Here is a 15,916-nt window from a genome sequence, read left to right on the forward strand (position 1 = left end):
TAGTCCTCCCTGGAAATTAGCGGCATTCAGCATTAATGTTTACGATCTCCGACGACGATGCCGGAAGCGAGTAGTTGATGGCGCAGGAATCCTCTTTCTCCGTTCCCCAGCGCACGCGCAGTTGGCCTGAAGCATGAGAAAGCCGGGCAAAAATACGTTGCCCCTGACCGACCACGCCAACCACGTTTTGCTCCGCATCCAGCACATCGGCGCCAAACGGAATTGCCTGAGCGTTAGTCAGTCGAATCATCGCCGCCTGCCCTTGTACGGTATCAAAACGCAGCTTGACCACCGCCCCGCTATAAGGCGCGATTTTCTGACTGGTGTTTTCCAGCTCAACGTTCTCCGAAATACCTTTTGGATCAATCTCAATCAGATTGTTTTGATAGGCATTCAGGTAAGGAACGATAGCGTAGCCAAAGCGGTCGACCGTGACGCCAGGATAACCACTCACTTTTGCCCCCTGAGCGCCTTTAGCCTCGACCAGCGCCATGGTGTCAGCGGTATAAGGGGTCAACGTCACGCCGCCGCTGTGCACAACCGCTCCGCCGCTCATGCCAAAAGAGTAGTTGCTGTAGTGTTTACCTGTTCCCGCCTGCGCCTGGAGCATCGCCAGCGAACTGCGTAACGAGGTATTCAGCGAACCGCTCGTTGAGCCACCGTTATTGGTATTTGATGCTGAAAGGCCATAGCTCAGCGAATTATCTTCCAGCGCCGTGCCGCTCACCCCAAGCTGCTCGCGCACTACGCCGCCGGGATCGTGATTCAGGTTCAGCGACATCTGGCTGAACGGCGTTGAACTGCCGAGCGGGATGCTCAACGTCAGCTGATAGTGGTTTTCATAATCACCATCGCCATTACGGTTACGGCTGACGCTTAGCCCGTAACTCACCCGTCCCAGGCTGTTGTTATAGCCAAACTGGTACTGGCGATCGGTGCCTTGATTGTTGTCCCAGTAATCCTGCTGCCAGGCATTGAGATAAAAATTTCCCCATCCCTCAGGCAGGTTCTGGCTGGCGCTGATGCTCAGGCGGCTTTTTGGACGGTGAATATCCCACGTACTCTCGCCATATTTCTGCGCATCGCGGATCTGCATCGCCGTCATAAAGTCCAGGTATTCTTCGGTCGAATAACGGTACGCCGCGACGTTAAAATTACTGCCCGTCGACATAATAAACTGGCTGTACTTCAACTGATAACTTTGCCCTGACATGCGTTTGCCATAGCCCAGCAAAGGCTTATCCAGCTGAGTTTGCGCCTGAGTGGCGTCAAGAGAGAATGTCCCCACAGGCGTACCCAGTGACATACCCAGGATACCGGCCTGATAATCTTCATTCCCCTGAAGCCCCGCATAGCCGGTAAAAAAATTGTTCAGTCCGCGGCTCCACGTCAGCTCACCGAAAGCAGGCTCACTTTCCACCTGATCTTTACGCAGCTTACCCATCGTCGCGCTGTAGTGGTTAGTGCCAGAACGCAGTAAATTACTGGTCGCCGCGTAGGGGATTATCTGCTGCTGCTCGGAGCCATCCGCTTCCTTAATCACCAGCTGCAGGTCGCCGCCGTAGCCCGTAGGATAGAGATCGTTAATTTCAAACGGACCGGGCGAAACGGCCGTTTCGTACAACAAACGCCCCTGCTGAAAAATTTGCACCTTCGCTGATGTGCGAGCGGTTCCACGCACAACTGGCGCATAGCCACGCTGGGAATCGGGTAGCATCTGCTCCTCATTCGCCAGCTGAATGCCACGAAATGCGAGGGTATCAAACAGCTCACCCCGGGTATTGCGATCCCCAATTGACAGACGGCCTTTTATCGCTGGAATATCGCGCTGGACGTAGGTGTTTAGCGCCTGGTAGTGGCTTCCCACATCATCCTGCCAGCTCCAGTTGCCATTGTGACGAAAATACCAGTTACCCAGGTTAAAACCCGTCGTGATCCCCGTATAGGCGCTGTCGTTTTCCGTTCCCCGATTTTGCTGGTGGTAATAGTTTGCGTTGTAGGTTAGCAGCCCTGCGGTTACACCGTTGTTCCATAACGCCGGGCTGACATAACCGCGTGGATTGCGCATCAGATAAAGCGTCGGGATCTCTAAATCCAGCGTCTGGTTGCCGGTATCAAACTCCATCTTTACCTGCGGAATCATCACCGTCACCGATAGGCAATCGTCATCAGCGCTATCGGCTAAAAGCCTCTGCGCGTCATCACTAAGCTTCTCAACATTCAGCGGTAGCGTGCGCCACGCCCCGGTCGTCAGGCAAATAGCGCCCGAATTAGCAGGCGGCGAACTTTCGCTCACCGTAATATCCTGAAAACCCTGATATTGATTATTAATTCGCAGTTCTACGCGGTATTTACCGGGTACGGCCCTGTTACGTTCGTAATGGGTCAGATTTATTTTTTTCTGGCTACCCTGGCTCATAAACGTGCTATTAAACTGCACTTCATCTGCGTCCTGCGCGACGGCAAAAGGGCTAAAACTCAGAGTAATCGCCATGGCCAACGGCGTCGGTTTAAAATAGCAGGAACGAATCATCAAAAACCCCGTTCTATTCCATTACTGTTTACAGGGCGGCGACGTCAATAAATACCGCAGCAATTTATTTCGTATCGGGACTCACCGGGCGCAATGCACCGTAGTCATTGATAATCATGGGGTACCAGCTAGGGGTCACGCGCTCCAATGTCCAGGTATGAGTTTCACCTGGTGTTAACATGCTGCCTGCCCCTAATCTTTTCTCCCCCTTTTCATCTTCCGAAAAGTAGGCCACCGTCACATGGTACGGCGTAGCATTGTGCGCGGTAACTTTATTTCCCTGGCGCTTCCAGACAACTTTTTCCGGTGCTTCACTCGCATTTTTAATTAATTTTTGTGGGCGATAAAAGAGTTTCAGCCGAGAGCGAAAGGCCATCGATAGCATATTTTTCTCTGCTAGCTCACCTTTCACCGTTGGCGGAATTTCAAGAACATTAAGATAAAAAATAGATTCTTTATCCTGCGGCAATACTTCACCTGTATAGCGAATACGTAGCGTTTGCCCTTTCCCGGCATTAACGCGATTAATCGGCGGGGTTAATACAAACGGCGCGGTTGCCGTATCCGGGGTTGAAGTTGGATCGCCATTATCCACCCAGGACTGGATAAGTACCGGCATACTGCCTTTATTTTCCATCATCACGGTGACTTCCCGCTCGGTTGCCGGGTAAATAACACGCGTTCCGGAGATAACCACTGAGCCCCAGGCAGGAAAGACCGCAGTTATCGCAAACAGCATAGTAAGAATGCTTTTTTTCATTACGGAATCCTTCCTGTTAACCGATGGAATTCCTTCCATCGGTGTTTCACATGTCATCCAATGACGATGAATTTACTGATAGTTAATGCTGAAGCTGACGTTGCTGGTTACAAGACCTGGAGTCGTTGCACCGGTCGCATAGTACTGAACGGCATAAGGCAGAATGGTGGTACCAGTACTCGCCCCGGCAGTATTCGGAATAACAACCGGCGTGTTGGTTGAACTTTGCGAGTTATGGCCCACCTTAATAGCGCTATCGCTTTGAACATCAACCAACTGCAGTTGGACGTTGCCAGCACCGGTTGAAGTGGTATTCACCAGGTTATTGGTAACGCTGTCTACAGTTGCGCCACCTTCAAAGTAAGCGGCCGCCGTAGACGTGGTTACCAGGCCGGTACAACCAGAAAGCTCGATATTAAATTGAGTACGACCACCAGTGGTGCCCGAAGTCGCCAAAGACGCGGTTGAAAGTGTCGGTAATACGACCGTAGCCGGAGATGCTGAACCATCAATAGCAATCTGGCAGGTAGAATCAGTTAAACTACCCTTGAAATTGATTTGCCCATCAGAGGCCTGAGCGCCCGCAGCAACCAGGCAGGAAACCACAGCGGTAGATAATAATAAACGCTTCATATTTAACTCCATGTTAAAAAAGTCCCTGGATAAGGGGATGTCATTTATAAAAAACACTTCCGTTGGAATTTAAACGCCAACATACACGGTCCCATAGCAGTCAATTATTTATTAGCACTGATATAGTAATATTAGTACTGATAAAGTTGCCACCTGGTTTATATATTTACAAAATAAATATCTGCACAACCAACAATCAAGATTGGTAGAGTATTTTTATATTATCAGAGGTAATTCTGTACCCTTTCCCAGGGATTCGCTCAATCATATTCTCGTCAACGCCAGCTAACATCAGGTTTTGCTTTAAGGCTGATATCACCTGCACTAATCTGGAATGTGACGAACTCAACCCATTTTTATCCCAGACATGATGCATAATTTCATTATCGGTAATAACTTCCTTTTGATGTTGCATTAGAAGAAAGAATAAAAGATTAGACATAGTACTACGTAAAGCAATAGGACTATCCCCATGCAACTGACTAGAAACACTAACAATTTTAAGTGGGCTATCGAAACAGAAAATTGCATCATCAATCAGAAAACCAAAAACAGAGAATGACATTCACATATCCTCATATAATTATCCATAATTATATATCAAGTGAATATAATTTTTTTCCCGGCGCAGCCTAATAATAATCTTATTTCCTGAAATGATTATAATCCCAATATTAAAAAAACCTCAAGATCCATTACTTTTAGAGTAAAACACTATTGAAACCAAAAAAATAAAGAGTAAAAAACTGATGAAATTCAGAATTGTGAAGTAAAAAACCAAAACACTTAAAGAATAATCTCAATGAGATAATGCAAAATATTAAAAACATAAAACTTTATTTAGCAAAATAATCAGGATAAAAAACCATTGCAAAAGAATGTAATTTAAAAATCAACAAATTACAAACACATGAAATGCCCGGATAAAAGTATGAACTAAATTCATTTTATGTAACAAAAACCAAAAGCATTCGTATTTATGATTGTTTACCAACCAAATATTCTTTTTATTTATTTAAAATAAGCTCGCTCTTATTCGATATTATTTTAGGGGGAATAAAAAAGACCTCCCCCTTTCATTTCCAACGAAACGTTAAACCAAAACTATTATTCCTAAGCCAAAATACGGATTACTCCGTCATCACAAACCGCGTCGGCGCAAAACAGTTCAGGATTCGATGCACCAGAAAGACCATAGTCAGCGTTGCCACCAGCGCGACGGTCACCGAGGTGATGCGATACAGATCGCTGAATATTAGATCCTGGTCCGGATGCAGGTTCTGGCCGAACATAATGCCGATGGTGGTGATGCTGGCGAAGCCCACGCCCGCGCCGACTTTCTCCATCACATGCAGGCGAGCGCTAAAGGCCAGGCCGAGGCCAATCAGCGGCATCATCAGCACCATATGGTTGCTGAAATCATAGATAACCAGCTGCACCAGCAGAATATAGAGACAGGCCAGCACCACCCCCACCACGCGCCAGATCGAGCTGATCACCGCGCCGCGATAGTGCATCGGGAAGAGAATCAAAATCCCCGCCATCAGCGCCGACAGGGAATCACTCAAATCGCAGACCTGGAAGATAACAAAGATCATCGTCGCCACGCTGCCGGAGAGCAGCGATTCATGGCGAATACGCGCGGCATCTTTTTCAATGCGCGGCGGTGGCTTGCGCGGTTCCACGTCCGGGATAAAGTAGTTCAGCAGCGCGCTGAGGGCCACCGCCATCACGCAGGCCTCCATGTTGGAGAACATCAGCGTGTGCCAGTTGCTGGTGGGATAGCTCATAAAGTTGAGCATCGTGCTCTGACACACCACGCCCATCGAACCCAGCAGAAACAACGGCCCCTGGCTCATAAAGCGAAAACGCATCACATACAGGCCAAACACGACCAGGGTCATAATCACTGGCCACTGCGAAAGATAGCCGACGATCAGCACCATTTCGACGCAGTTCACCGCTGCGCTAAATACAAACTGCCGCGCCACATGACGGTTAAATACCGGCACCAGCGACAGCAGCATCAGCGGGTAAACCACGAAAAAGACGCCGTACTGCACGTCGTAGAAAGTCGAAATGCTCAGCGCGATAGTTCCGGCGACGGCGATGCGCAGCGTCTGGCGAAAATCATTCGCCGTGTAGACGATATTGCCATGCGGGGTAAAGACCCGCGCCAGAGTATTAATAGACATAATGCAGCAGGCTCACCAGATGGATCTGCGCCCCAGCAAAGGTGCGGGCAAACGGGCCATCGCTATTATAGAGCTGCACCGTGGCGCGCGCGCCGGTGGGCAGCGGCTTGTCCAGCGGCTCCTCCAGCGCCACGTGGATACGCATGCGCTGGGCATCGCGCACCCAACGGGTGGACTGCTCAGGCTGCGACAGCTGGCCGTTGACTTCTTCCTGCCCGGCCAGAATCCCGGCATCGCTGCTGGTAACGCGCGCTTTAAAGACTTTACCCGGCAGCGCATCAAATACCACCGCCGCATCGGTATTCACGCCGGTGTGGCGCAGGCTCTTCTCGCGGAAATCGGCAACAATATCGGTGTGATTGCTCACCAGCGCCAGCAGCGGGGTGGCGGCAGTGGCGTACAGTCCGGGATTGAGCTGAAGGTTGCTTACCATGCCGTCAGTTTCAGCGCGAACCTGCGTCCAGCCGAGGTTAAGCTGCGCCTCTTCCAGCGCGTTGCGATACTTTTGCAGCGTCACGTTACGCGCATCATCGCGTTCGCCGCGCTGGATCAGCAGATTCTGGATGCTGGCGCTGAGCGCGCTGACCGACTGTTCGCTGGTCTGCCAGGTGGTGCGCACCTTATCCAGGTCCGACTGGGAGACGTTCTGCATGGTGCTCAGCCGCTGATAGCGGTCAAGCGTAACCTTGTCGTTGCGGGCGGTGTACTGGGCGGTGCGCAGGTTGGCGCGGGCAGAGGCGATCTGCGCGTCCAGCTGCTGGTTGCTCAGCTTCGCCTGCTCAAGAGCGATTTGCGCGGCCTCTACTTTGTTGATAAACGGCGTCGGGTCCAGCTCATAGAGCAGATCGCCCTTCTTCACCTGGCTGTTGTTATGGACATAGACATGGGAGACATAGCCGGAGACGCGCGATGATACCGGCGTGACCACGCGCATCACGGTGGAGTCCGGGGTGAGCGGGATCCAGATATCGGCAACGATAAACCAGGCGAATATCGCCAGGAACGCGGCAATACTCACCCTTACCCAACGGGCAAACTTCTGTTCAGGGGTCATCATAGTTTTTTAGATCTTATTATCTTCTTCGCGGATAGTCCGCAGATTGCAGGCGATGTGATTTAACGTGGCGCTGAAGGTGGCGAGTTCCGCCTCGGGAATGGTTCGGGTGACGCGATTTTGATAAGTCTCAATCACGCGGTTCAGCTCGTCCAGCCTCGAGCGGCCTTCCGCCGTCAGCGTCAGCAGGCGTATGCGTTTGTCATAGGGCGATGTAGAACGCAGCAGATAGCCCTGCTTTTCCAGCTGCGTGAGGGTGCGCATCAGCGGCGGCAGTTCAATGCCCTGCACCTCCGCCAGTTCGCTGACCGAGACGTTATCCCCCAGCTGATGCAGCTGCATCAGCACCGTCCAGCTTGACTGGGTCAGGCCGGTATCGGTAATGGCAGAATCGATAATCGCGCGCCACTGGCGCACCACCATCGCCATGCGCATCCCCATCGGGCGGCGGGCAAACAGGTCGTCTTCGGTCATCTTCTTTTCCTCATTTAACGATAAGGAAAATAATACTTATCATGGTAAGTATCAAGAAACGAAGGATAGAGAAGCATGAAATGATAAATTATGTGAATGTAAATTCCCGATAGAGTATCGGTTTGGTAACCCGGACAGGCGCGTCAAGCGCCGCCTCCGGGAAAACCCCGGTCGCGCTGACGCTTACCGGGGCTACGAACGCGCGCTGGGTGAAAAACCGCACGTTTTAATTGATCTGATCCCGGCGCAATCCGACGTCTCTCAACTGTTCATCGCTCATTCGCCGCAAGATCCGTCGCGTTTGCATCCGAAGCCACCATTTTCTGATCGCCCGCCCTAAAAATACGAAGCCGATAAACGGCTGTTTTGCCCGGTTCTCGTGAAATTCCATCCTCTGCCTCCTCGCCTTGCCAGAGGCTTTATCTTCGCGGATCCGGGGCCAGACAATACAGATTCACAAAACACTTTTCTTTAACATACAGATTGATTAAAACGATATCTGCGTGCGGTTTTCACCGCCTATCTGTACTGGTTTATCCATCTGTATGGCAACAAAAAGGGATACAGCATGACTCGCTACCAACATCTGGCCAATTTGCTGGCTGAACGTATTGAACAAGGTCTGTATCGCCACGGCGAGAAGCTGCCCTCCGTGCGCAGCCTGAGCCAGGAGCACGGCGTCAGCATCAGCACCGTCCAGCAGGCGTATCAGACGCTGGAGCAGCGCCAGCTGATCACCCCGCAGCCGCGATCCGGCTATTTTGTTGCCCCGCAAAAAGCCCTGCCTCCGGTACCGCCGATGTCGCGCCCGGTACAACGCCCGGTGGAGATAACTCAGTGGGATCAAGTGCTGAACATGCTTGACGCCCGCAATGACAAAACCATCATCCCGTTCGGCGGCGGCTCTCCGGACGTATCTCAGCCAAGTTTAAAACCGCTATGGCGCGAGCTCAGCCGGGTGATCCAGCATAATATTATCGACGTGCTGAGCTACGATGAGCTGGCCGGACGCCGCGAACTGCGCGAGCAGATCGCCCGCCTGATGCTCGATGGCGGTTCCGTCGTCACCGCCGACGAGCTGGTGATCACCAGCGGCTGCCACAGCGCGCTGTCGCTAGCCCTGCTCGCGGTGTGTCAGCCCGGCGATATCGTTGCCGTCGAATCCCCTTGCTATTACGGCACCATGCAGATGCTGCGCGGCTTAGGGCTAAAAGCCATTGAGATCCCCACCGATCCGAATAGCGGGATCAGCGTCGAAGCCCTGGAGCTGGCGCTGGAGCAGTGGCCGATCAAAGGGGTCATTCTGGTGCCGAACTGCAACAACCCGTTGGGATTCATCATGCCGGACGCCCGCAAACGCGCCGTGCTGTGTCTCGCCCAGCGCCACGATATCGTGATTTTTGAGGATGATATTTACGGCGAACTGGCGACCGACTACCCGCGCCCGCGCACCATCCACTCGTGGGATATCGACGGCAGGGTCATACTCTGTAGCTCGTTTACCAAAACCATCGCGCCCGGCCTGCGCATCGGCTGGGTCGCCCCGGGCCGCTACTATGACCGGCTTTTACAGATGAAATACGCCGCCAGCGGCACCAACGTCCCCTCAACTCAACTGGCGGCCTCCACCTTTATTCGCGAAGGCCACTATCATCGCCACGTGCGACGAATGCGGCAGATTTACCAGCGCAATATGGAGATCTACACCTGCTGGCTGCGGGAGTATTTTCCCTGCGGCATCTGCGTCACCCGTCCAACCGGCGGCTTTATGCTGTGGGTCGAACTGCCCGAGCAGGTGGATATGGTCTGCGTCGCCAAACAGCTGTGCCGCATGAAGATCCAGGTCGCACCGGGATCGCTATTTTCGGCATCCGGGAAGTATCGCAACTGCTTAAGGATCAACTGCGCCCTGCCGCCGATTGAGAAGCACCGGGAGGTGATGGTGCGGTTGGGGGAAGCGGTGAAGGTGGCGATGGAGTGGGAGGCGGAGTGAGATTATAGGGTGTAGCACTCGGTGAAAGTTGTTTTCCTGCGCTGCATCCAAGTTTTCATTGTTTATTCTCCACCCTCGTCGCCCTACCGTTACATTGCTTGATGGTTCACCCATATCACGAAAAATTGACTTTGCTGTATGCGATAAATTATCGGAAAACCAGGCGGTGATGACGCAAATCGCCAATAACACCCGCGAGCAGGCGATGATGATGCAATATTTGTCGAATCCGGTGCTGGCGAAAGGGTTTGCGCGCGTGGTGTTTGATTTACTGAAAGGGGTCTAATATTAAAAAGGCTGTGATAATTTTCGCAGCCTTTTATTTTTTAACGGATATTTTGCTTTTATTATCAGATGGCACTTTGCTTATCCGGCCTGAGTGTTCCACTCCACCCCTTTAATTTCTGAATAAATATTTCCAGTAACGTTTTTATTATTTTCTATTTTTATCTGGCTTTATTTTTATTTACTGGGTAGATTTACAGTTGTTATTTAGCGCGATGTAACCGTGCGGGAACACGGCCACATCGCTAATCACAATCCCTATCGACTGAGAATAGAGACTATGACTGACGCCGATTCTATTGCAGAACTGATTAAACCTGTAGTGTTTCCTTCGACCTTACGCAGTTATACCGTGTCGTATGTGACGAATTATCCAAAACACGACCGTGTACCCGCGCTGATTTTAAAAGGTCAGTGGCTTGAGAAAGCGGGTTTTACCCCCGGCAGAAAGCTGGAGGTACGGGTCATGGACGAGTGTATTGTGCTCACCGCCAAAGTGATGGAGCCCACGCTCGAGGATGCATTTCATCGTGTGCAGAATCTGTCAAAGCGCAAGCAGCAGCAAATCATGGAGCTGATCGCGATGGTGGAAAGCAGCAAGGGAACCTTCAGTTAACAGCCTAAACTGGCGGCTAGATATGGCCGCCATATGCATTACGCCCCGACTACGATAGCCAATATAAAACACGCTAATAATACCTCGTAAGAATATTAACGAATTGATTTATCAGCAAACATATATCGTTTGTGTTTATAAAATCTTGCGTAATTGCCTTCCCGGCATAATCCCGATACATTCACTGATTCCCCGCCAGGGGAAACTCTAAATATAAAAACACAACAATATAATCGGGATGAATGTCATGAAAATAACCAAAGACCAGGTGGTTTACGCCATGTCGCGGGATAACGCCCCTGTCGCCACCGTAAGTAGCGGTAGTGAAGTGCTGTTCGAAACCTGCGACTGCTTCTCTGATCAAATCACCTCTGCCGATGCCGTATTCAACGAGCTGGACTGGCAGCGTATTAACCCGGCGACCGGGCCGGTGTACGTTGAGGGTGCCGAGCCGGGCGATGCGCTTAAGGTTACGATCAAGCGTATTACCCTGACGGGTCAGCAAGCGGTGATGGTCACCGCGCCGCAGCTGGGCGTGATTGGCGACGAACTCGATGCCCCGAAGGTCACTATCGTTCCCATTGAAAACGACCATGCCGTACTGCCCGGTAACGTGCGCGTTCCGCTCAATCCGATGGTTGGCGTGATCGGTGTCGCCCCGGCTGGTGAAGCCATCTCCTGCGGCACGCCGGATAGCCACGGCGGCAATATGGACTGCAAAATGATTACCGCAGGCAGCACGCTGTGGCTGCCGGTCAACGTGCCCGGCGCGCTGTTCGGACTGGGAGATTTACACGCCGCCATGGGCGATGGCGAAGTCTCGGTCTGTGGTCTGGAAATCCCCGGTGAAGTGCTGGTGGAGCTGACGGTGGTCAAAAACCGCAAGCTACCGCTGCCGATGCTCGAAAACAGCGAAACGCTCTTCACCCTTGCCTCTGCCCTGACGCTTGATGAGGCCGCCGCGATGGCGACTCGCCATATGGCGCACTTTATCGCGGATAACACGTCCCTGACGCTGGCGGAAGCGATCAGCATCCTGAGCATCGCAGGCGATCTGCAAATCTGTCAGGTGGTCGACCCGCTGAAAACCTGTCGTTATGCCTTACCGAAATCAGTGGCTGAACAGCTCTCCCTGCGTATTGAAGGGGAGCAGGCATGAGCGTCGAACAGTTTGGCTATAAGCAGGAGCTGCACCGGGCGCTGACGTTCCGCGACCTGCTGGTCTACGGCATGATTTTTATGGTGCCCATCGCCCCGTTTGGCGTCTTTGGCTATGTCTGGGACGGCGCGCAGGGAATGGTGGCGCTGGCCTACCTCATCGGTATGGTGGCAATGTTCTTTACCGCCATGAGCTACTGGTCGATGTCGCGCGCCTTCCCGGTTTCCGGTTCGGTATACGCGTATGCTCAGCGCGGCATTCACCCCATTGTCGGCTTTTTTGCCGGTTGGCTGATCCTGCTGGACTATATTCTGGTGCCGTCGCTGCTCTATATCGTCAGCGCAGCGGCGCTGGCGCCCATGCTGCCTGGCGTTCCGGGCTGGCTGTGGATCGTCGGCTTTATCGCCATCAACAGCCTGATTAACCTGCGCGGCATTACCTTTACCGCTCGGGCCAATAACACGATTCTGATCGCCGAAATCGTGGTGCTGTCGGTGTTCGTCGTGCTGGGGCTGATCGCGCTCTATTCCGGCGCGGGCGCAGGCCATTTGACGCTCGACCCACTCTATAACGCCGATAAGTTTAGCCTGCCGCTGGTAATGGGCGCGGTCTCTATCGCCGTCCTCTCGTTCCTGGGTTTCGACGGGATCTCCACGCTTTCGGAAGAAACGAAAGGCGGCGTCGATACCGTGGGCAAGGCTTCGCTGGGCGCATTAATGCTGGTGGGTTCGCTGTTTATCCTGCAAACCTGGATTGCCGCCGATCTGGCACAGGGGATGACGTTCAGCAGCCTCGATACAGCTTTTTACGACACCGCTAATCTGGCGGGAGGCAACTGGCTGAAGTACGTCACCATGTGGTCAACGGTGATCTCCTGGGGGATTGCCAACGCGCTGGTGGCGCAGGCTGCCGTGTCGCGTATTCTGTTTGCGATGGCGCGTGATAAGCAGCTGCCGAAACTGCTGGCAAAAGTGCACCCCAGGCTGAAAACGCCTTACGTCAGCACCCTGTTTGTGGCGCTGATTTCCCTGGTTTCCGGCCTTTGGTTCTATGGTGATATCGATAATCTTAGCCGCCTGGTGAACTTCGGCGCATTGATGGGTTTCCTGGTGCTGCATATCGCCGTGATCAACCATTACATCATTCGCAATAAGTCACGCAATCTGGTGATGCACCTGCTGTTCCCGGTGGTGGGCCTGTGCATTATCGGCTTTGTTATCTATGAGATGGACGCTCAGGCGAAGGTGCTCGGGCTGAGCTGGCTGGCGGTGGGTGTCGTCTATTACGTCATGATGCGCCTGGTGCTCAAACGTAATATCGAACTGAACCTGGAAGGGTAGTATCTCCCCGGCTACGGGTTCATAGCCGTCTGCGGACCGGTAGCCCGGACAGGCGCGTCAAGCGCCGCCTCCGGGGAAACAATGCACAATGCAGCTTCAGATTATCTTCCCGGTGGCGCTGCGCTGACCGGGCTACGGGTTCCCAGCCGTCTGCGGAACGGTAGCCCGGACAGGCGCGTCAAGCGCCGCCTCCGGGGAAACAACGCGCAATGCAGCTTCAGATTATCTTCCCGATGGCGCGACTGTTAGTCCTCGCCAAAAAACACCATGCCTTTATAGGGTTTCTCCCGGCAGGCTGCCAGGCGCTGGGCGAGGCTGCCGACGTGCAGCTCCAGCTTGTGGCCATCCGGGTCGAGAAAGTAGTGCGATGCGCCTTCGCTTTTATTCACCTTCCATACCGGGACGCCAGCCGCATTCAAGCGCTCGGCAAAACCCGCAAAATCCTCTTGCGCAATACTAAACGCGTAATGGGTGTAATCGCTCTCCTCTGGCGGGGTGACGCGCCGCTGCGGGTCCAGCGACAGGCACAGCCACAGATCGCCGCAGGAGAGATACGCGCCGGTGTCCCAACGCGCGTGCAGCGTCATCCCCAAAAGCTGCTGATAAAACGCTACGCTCGGCGCCAGCTGGCTGACCGCCAGGGTCAGGTGATTTAATCCGCTTAACATGGCTTATCCTCTAATGACATGACGATTTGCTGGCGCAGCCACCGGTGCGCCGGGTCGCGGTGCCAGCGCTCGTGCCACAGCATCAGCATATCAAACCCGGCCACCGCCAGCGGCGGTTCGACAACCGTCAGGCCGCCTGCTCCACGTACCAGACGCTCCGGTAGCACCGCCACCAGCTCGCTATTGCGCAGCGTCTCCAGCATAAACAGAAAATGTGGCACCGAAAGGACAACCCGCCGCGCCAGCCCGAGGTTCGCCAGCGCGGTATCGGTTGCCGCGCTGAATCCCCCGCCGTCCGGCGAGACGATCACCTGATCCAACTGGCAGAACTGCTCCAGGCTCAATGTAGATTGCAGCGCCGGATGCCCCATCCTACCCGCCAGCACGTAGCGTTCGCGGAACAGCAGACGCTGATGCAACCCCGGCGGCGCGCCGTCATGAGTATGGAAAAACAGATCTACTTCATCGCGATCCGCCTGCTGAATCAACCGCGAGGGCTGTAGCTCGAACACCGCCAGACGGCTGGCCGGAGAAGCAGTACGCAGCGCGTTGAGCGCCGGCAGCAGAATCGCCGATGCCATATAGTCCGTTGCCGCCACCCGCCAGGTCTGCGCCGCCGTCGCCGGGTCAAATGCCTGAACCGGCGCGACCGCCAGCTCCAGCGCCAGCAGCGCATCACGCAGCGGTCCGCGCAGTTCATCGGCGCGGGCGGTAGGCTGCATCCCACGCGGCCCCGGCAGCAGCAGCGGATCGGCGAAAATCTCCCACAACCTCGCCAGCTGAACGCTGACCGACGGCTGCGACAAATTAAGACGCTGCGCCGCCCGGGTGACGTTATTTTCGCTGAGCAGCACGTCGAGGGTGCGCAGCAGGTTGAGGTCCAGACGCTGAATATTAATCATCACTATACCTGTCATTAAAGTAATTGATTTCTACTATAACGCCGCGCCCTCTACTCTGCAGCTCTCCATTGCTCAGAGGTTATTTCCATGAAAGTGTTACTGATTTATGCCCATCCCGAACCGCGTTCGCTTAACGGCGCGCTGAAAGATTTTGCCGTCCAGCATCTGCAAAATGCCGGTCACGAAGTACAGGTTTCCGATCTTTACGCCACGCGCTGGAAGGCGGGATTTGATGCCGATGACAGCAGCGCTTTGCCGGTCGGAGATGCCTGGCGAGCAACGCGGGATTCACAATATGCCTTTGCCCACGGCACGCAAAGCGCGGATATCACTGGCGAACAGGAGAAGCTGCTGTGGGCCGATACGGTGATTTTTCAGTTCCCACTGTGGTGGTTTTCCATGCCCGCCATTATGAAAGGCTGGATTGACCGGGTTTACGCTTACGGGTTTGCTTACGGCGTCGGCGAACATAGCGACAAACACTGGGGCGATCGCTACGGCGAAGGAACGTTTGCGGGCAAACGGGCGATGCTGATCGTCACAGCCGGGGGATGGGCGGAACACTACGCACCGCGCGGGATTAACGGTCCTATCGACGATATTCTGTTCCCCATTCAGCACGGGATGCTGTTCTACCCAGGCTTTGAAGTGCTGCCGCCGCTGGTGTTTTACCGTACCGACAAACTCGATGAACATCGCTTTAATACGCTGCGCGACGAACTGGCTCAGCGGCTGGATACACTCACCGAAACCGCGCCAATTCCCTTTCGCCGTCAAAACCACGGCGACTATCTGATCCCCTCTTTGGCTCTGCGCCCGGAGCTAGCTCCGGGTGAAAGCGGCTTAGGGGTTCATCTACACCATAATTGATCTATACGCGAAATAATTCGGCCTGCGCTAACCCCCGCAGGCCAACTCACGAGGTGGGAAGTTAGCATAAGCTAAAATCGGCCTGCGCCTGCGCCAGCTTTTTCGCGGCCTCTTGCAAAGGCTCGCGCAGCATCGACATCTGCCGCTCAGACTCCAGGCTAAAACGCTGCAGCTCTAACGCACCTTGAGTTAAGACAGCCTCCAGCGCCACCCGCCGTGCGGCGAACTTCGCCTTCACCGCACGGCGGGTACCGCTTCGGCCGCGTTGAAGAAAAAGCGCCGTTCGCAACTGGCCTTCCACTCCAGAACCGCCTGGGCCAGATGATTTCCAAAACCTTTAACTGTTATTAACTTTCGTTTGCTGACATCTGCCGCAGTTTTAATACCGGACGAAAGCAGCGCCGCCTTGCGTGTAGGGCCGACGCCGTGGATCG

Annotated in this window: 16 protein-coding genes; 5 read left to right on the forward strand and 11 right to left on the reverse strand. The window is 53.8% G+C overall.

Annotated features, from left to right (window positions below; translation table 11 throughout):
- Positions 1-16: 16 nt before the first annotated feature.
- From AC07P6_RS26345 to AC07P6_RS26380, 8 genes are all read right to left on the reverse strand, one after another.
- On the reverse strand, positions 17-2,533 hold the full coding sequence (locus AC07P6_RS26345; protein ID WP_478315041.1) for a fimbria/pilus outer membrane usher protein: 2,517 nt from the start codon (positions 2,531-2,533) through the stop codon (positions 17-19).
- 64 nt (positions 2,534-2,597) lie between these two features.
- Positions 2,598-3,293: a fimbrial biogenesis chaperone gene (locus tag AC07P6_RS26350; RefSeq protein ID WP_434660283.1), complete on the reverse strand. Its 696-nt coding sequence runs from the start codon at positions 3,291-3,293 to the stop codon at positions 2,598-2,600.
- 72 nt (positions 3,294-3,365) lie between these two features.
- A complete protein-coding gene (locus tag AC07P6_RS26355) occupies positions 3,366-3,926 on the reverse strand; it encodes a fimbrial protein (protein WP_434660285.1) in 561 nt (186 codons plus the stop codon).
- Between the two features lie 196 nt (positions 3,927-4,122).
- Entirely contained in the window at positions 4,123-4,491 is a 369-nt protein-coding gene (locus AC07P6_RS26360) for a winged helix-turn-helix domain-containing protein (protein WP_434660286.1), read from the reverse strand.
- Between the two features lie 565 nt (positions 4,492-5,056).
- Positions 5,057-6,121, reverse strand: coding sequence for a DUF2955 domain-containing protein (locus tag AC07P6_RS26365; protein ID WP_478315042.1), 1,065 nt, complete (start codon positions 6,119-6,121; stop codon positions 5,057-5,059).
- Positions 6,111-7,178 carry an HlyD family secretion protein gene (locus AC07P6_RS26370; RefSeq protein ID WP_434660289.1) on the reverse strand — a complete coding sequence of 356 codons (1,068 nt, stop codon included), beginning with the start codon at positions 7,176-7,178 and terminating at the stop codon, positions 6,111-6,113. Before AC07P6_RS26370 ends, AC07P6_RS26365 begins: the two co-directional genes overlap by 11 nt.
- A 6-nt stretch (positions 7,179-7,184) precedes the next feature.
- A complete protein-coding gene (locus AC07P6_RS26375) occupies positions 7,185-7,649 on the reverse strand; it encodes a MarR family winged helix-turn-helix transcriptional regulator (RefSeq protein ID WP_434660290.1) in 465 nt (154 codons plus the stop codon).
- Positions 7,650-7,875: 226 nt separating this feature from the next.
- Entirely contained in the window at positions 7,876-8,040 is a 165-nt protein-coding gene (locus AC07P6_RS26380) for a DUF1127 domain-containing protein (RefSeq protein WP_304255649.1), read from the reverse strand.
- A gap of 177 nt (positions 8,041-8,217) precedes the next feature.
- Here AC07P6_RS26380 and AC07P6_RS26385 point away from each other — a divergent pair, with 177 nt between their 5' ends.
- The 4 genes from AC07P6_RS26385 (at position 8,218) to AC07P6_RS26400 (ending at position 13,042) form a co-directional block, all read left to right on the forward strand.
- Positions 8,218-9,642 (forward strand): aminotransferase-like domain-containing protein, encoded by a 1,425-nt coding sequence (locus tag AC07P6_RS26385; RefSeq protein WP_478315043.1) that lies wholly within the window; start codon positions 8,218-8,220, stop codon positions 9,640-9,642.
- 565 nt (positions 9,643-10,207) lie between these two features.
- Positions 10,208-10,543, forward strand: coding sequence for a SymE family type I addiction module toxin (locus tag AC07P6_RS26390; protein ID WP_181483777.1), 336 nt, complete (start codon positions 10,208-10,210; stop codon positions 10,541-10,543).
- A 247-nt stretch (positions 10,544-10,790) separates the two neighbouring features.
- Positions 10,791-11,702, forward strand: a complete 912-nt coding sequence (locus AC07P6_RS26395) for an acetamidase/formamidase family protein (protein WP_182236007.1) — start codon at positions 10,791-10,793, stop codon at positions 11,700-11,702.
- Positions 11,699-13,042, forward strand: coding sequence for an APC family permease (locus AC07P6_RS26400; protein WP_181483779.1), 1,344 nt, complete (start codon positions 11,699-11,701; stop codon positions 13,040-13,042). The genes AC07P6_RS26395 and AC07P6_RS26400 overlap by 4 nt, the downstream gene beginning before the upstream one ends.
- 245 nt (positions 13,043-13,287) lie before the next feature.
- Here AC07P6_RS26400 and AC07P6_RS26405 read toward each other — a convergent pair whose 3' ends face one another.
- Both AC07P6_RS26405 and AC07P6_RS26410 read right to left on the reverse strand, forming a co-directional pair.
- Entirely contained in the window at positions 13,288-13,710 is a 423-nt protein-coding gene (locus tag AC07P6_RS26405; protein WP_478315044.1) for a FosA family fosfomycin resistance glutathione transferase, read from the reverse strand.
- The gene (locus AC07P6_RS26410) at positions 13,704-14,612 is read right to left on the reverse strand and encodes a LysR family transcriptional regulator (protein WP_478315045.1); all 909 of its coding nucleotides are present in this window, start codon (positions 14,610-14,612) and stop codon (positions 13,704-13,706) included. Before AC07P6_RS26410 ends, AC07P6_RS26405 begins: the two co-directional genes overlap by 7 nt.
- 87 nt (positions 14,613-14,699) lie before the next feature.
- Here AC07P6_RS26410 and AC07P6_RS26415 point away from each other — a divergent pair, with 87 nt between their 5' ends.
- Positions 14,700-15,482, forward strand: a complete 783-nt coding sequence (locus tag AC07P6_RS26415) for an NAD(P)H-dependent oxidoreductase (protein WP_478315046.1) — start codon at positions 14,700-14,702, stop codon at positions 15,480-15,482.
- A gap of 61 nt (positions 15,483-15,543) precedes the next feature.
- Here the strand turns inward: AC07P6_RS26415 and AC07P6_RS26420 are convergent, their stop codons facing one another.
- Positions 15,544-15,720, reverse strand: a complete 177-nt coding sequence (locus AC07P6_RS26420; protein ID WP_478315047.1) for a hypothetical protein — start codon at positions 15,718-15,720, stop codon at positions 15,544-15,546.
- Positions 15,721-15,916: the final 196 nt, after the last annotated feature.

This window comes from Klebsiella sp. GFKo11 (assembly GCF_056490265.1).

Coding starts and splice junctions, on each gene's coding strand:
- AC07P6_RS26395 (WP_182236007.1), top strand. CDS start 10,791: ATGAAAATAACCAAAGACCAGGTGGTTTACGCCATGTCGCGGGATAAC.
- AC07P6_RS26355 (WP_434660285.1), bottom strand. CDS start 3,926: ATGAAGCGTTTATTATTATCTACCGCTGTGGTTTCCTGCCTGGTTGCT.
- AC07P6_RS26415 (WP_478315046.1), top strand. CDS start 14,700: ATGAAAGTGTTACTGATTTATGCCCATCCCGAACCGCGTTCGCTTAAC.
- AC07P6_RS26390 (WP_181483777.1), top strand. CDS start 10,208: ATGACTGACGCCGATTCTATTGCAGAACTGATTAAACCTGTAGTGTTT.
- AC07P6_RS26370 (WP_434660289.1), bottom strand. CDS start 7,178: ATGATGACCCCTGAACAGAAGTTTGCCCGTTGGGTAAGGGTGAGTATT.
- AC07P6_RS26405 (WP_478315044.1), bottom strand. CDS start 13,710: ATGTTAAGCGGATTAAATCACCTGACCCTGGCGGTCAGCCAGCTGGCG.
- AC07P6_RS26365 (WP_478315042.1), bottom strand. CDS start 6,121: ATGTCTATTAATACTCTGGCGCGGGTCTTTACCCCGCATGGCAATATC.
- AC07P6_RS26410 (WP_478315045.1), bottom strand. CDS start 14,612: ATGATTAATATTCAGCGTCTGGACCTCAACCTGCTGCGCACCCTCGAC.
- AC07P6_RS26375 (WP_434660290.1), bottom strand. CDS start 7,649: ATGACCGAAGACGACCTGTTTGCCCGCCGCCCGATGGGGATGCGCATG.
- AC07P6_RS26400 (WP_181483779.1), top strand. CDS start 11,699: ATGAGCGTCGAACAGTTTGGCTATAAGCAGGAGCTGCACCGGGCGCTG.
- AC07P6_RS26385 (WP_478315043.1), top strand. CDS start 8,218: ATGACTCGCTACCAACATCTGGCCAATTTGCTGGCTGAACGTATTGAA.
- AC07P6_RS26345 (WP_478315041.1), bottom strand. CDS start 2,533: ATGATTCGTTCCTGCTATTTTAAACCGACGCCGTTGGCCATGGCGATT.
- AC07P6_RS26380 (WP_304255649.1), bottom strand. CDS start 8,040: ATGGAATTTCACGAGAACCGGGCAAAACAGCCGTTTATCGGCTTCGTA.
- AC07P6_RS26360 (WP_434660286.1), bottom strand. CDS start 4,491: ATGTCATTCTCTGTTTTTGGTTTTCTGATTGATGATGCAATTTTCTGT.
- AC07P6_RS26350 (WP_434660283.1), bottom strand. CDS start 3,293: ATGAAAAAAAGCATTCTTACTATGCTGTTTGCGATAACTGCGGTCTTT.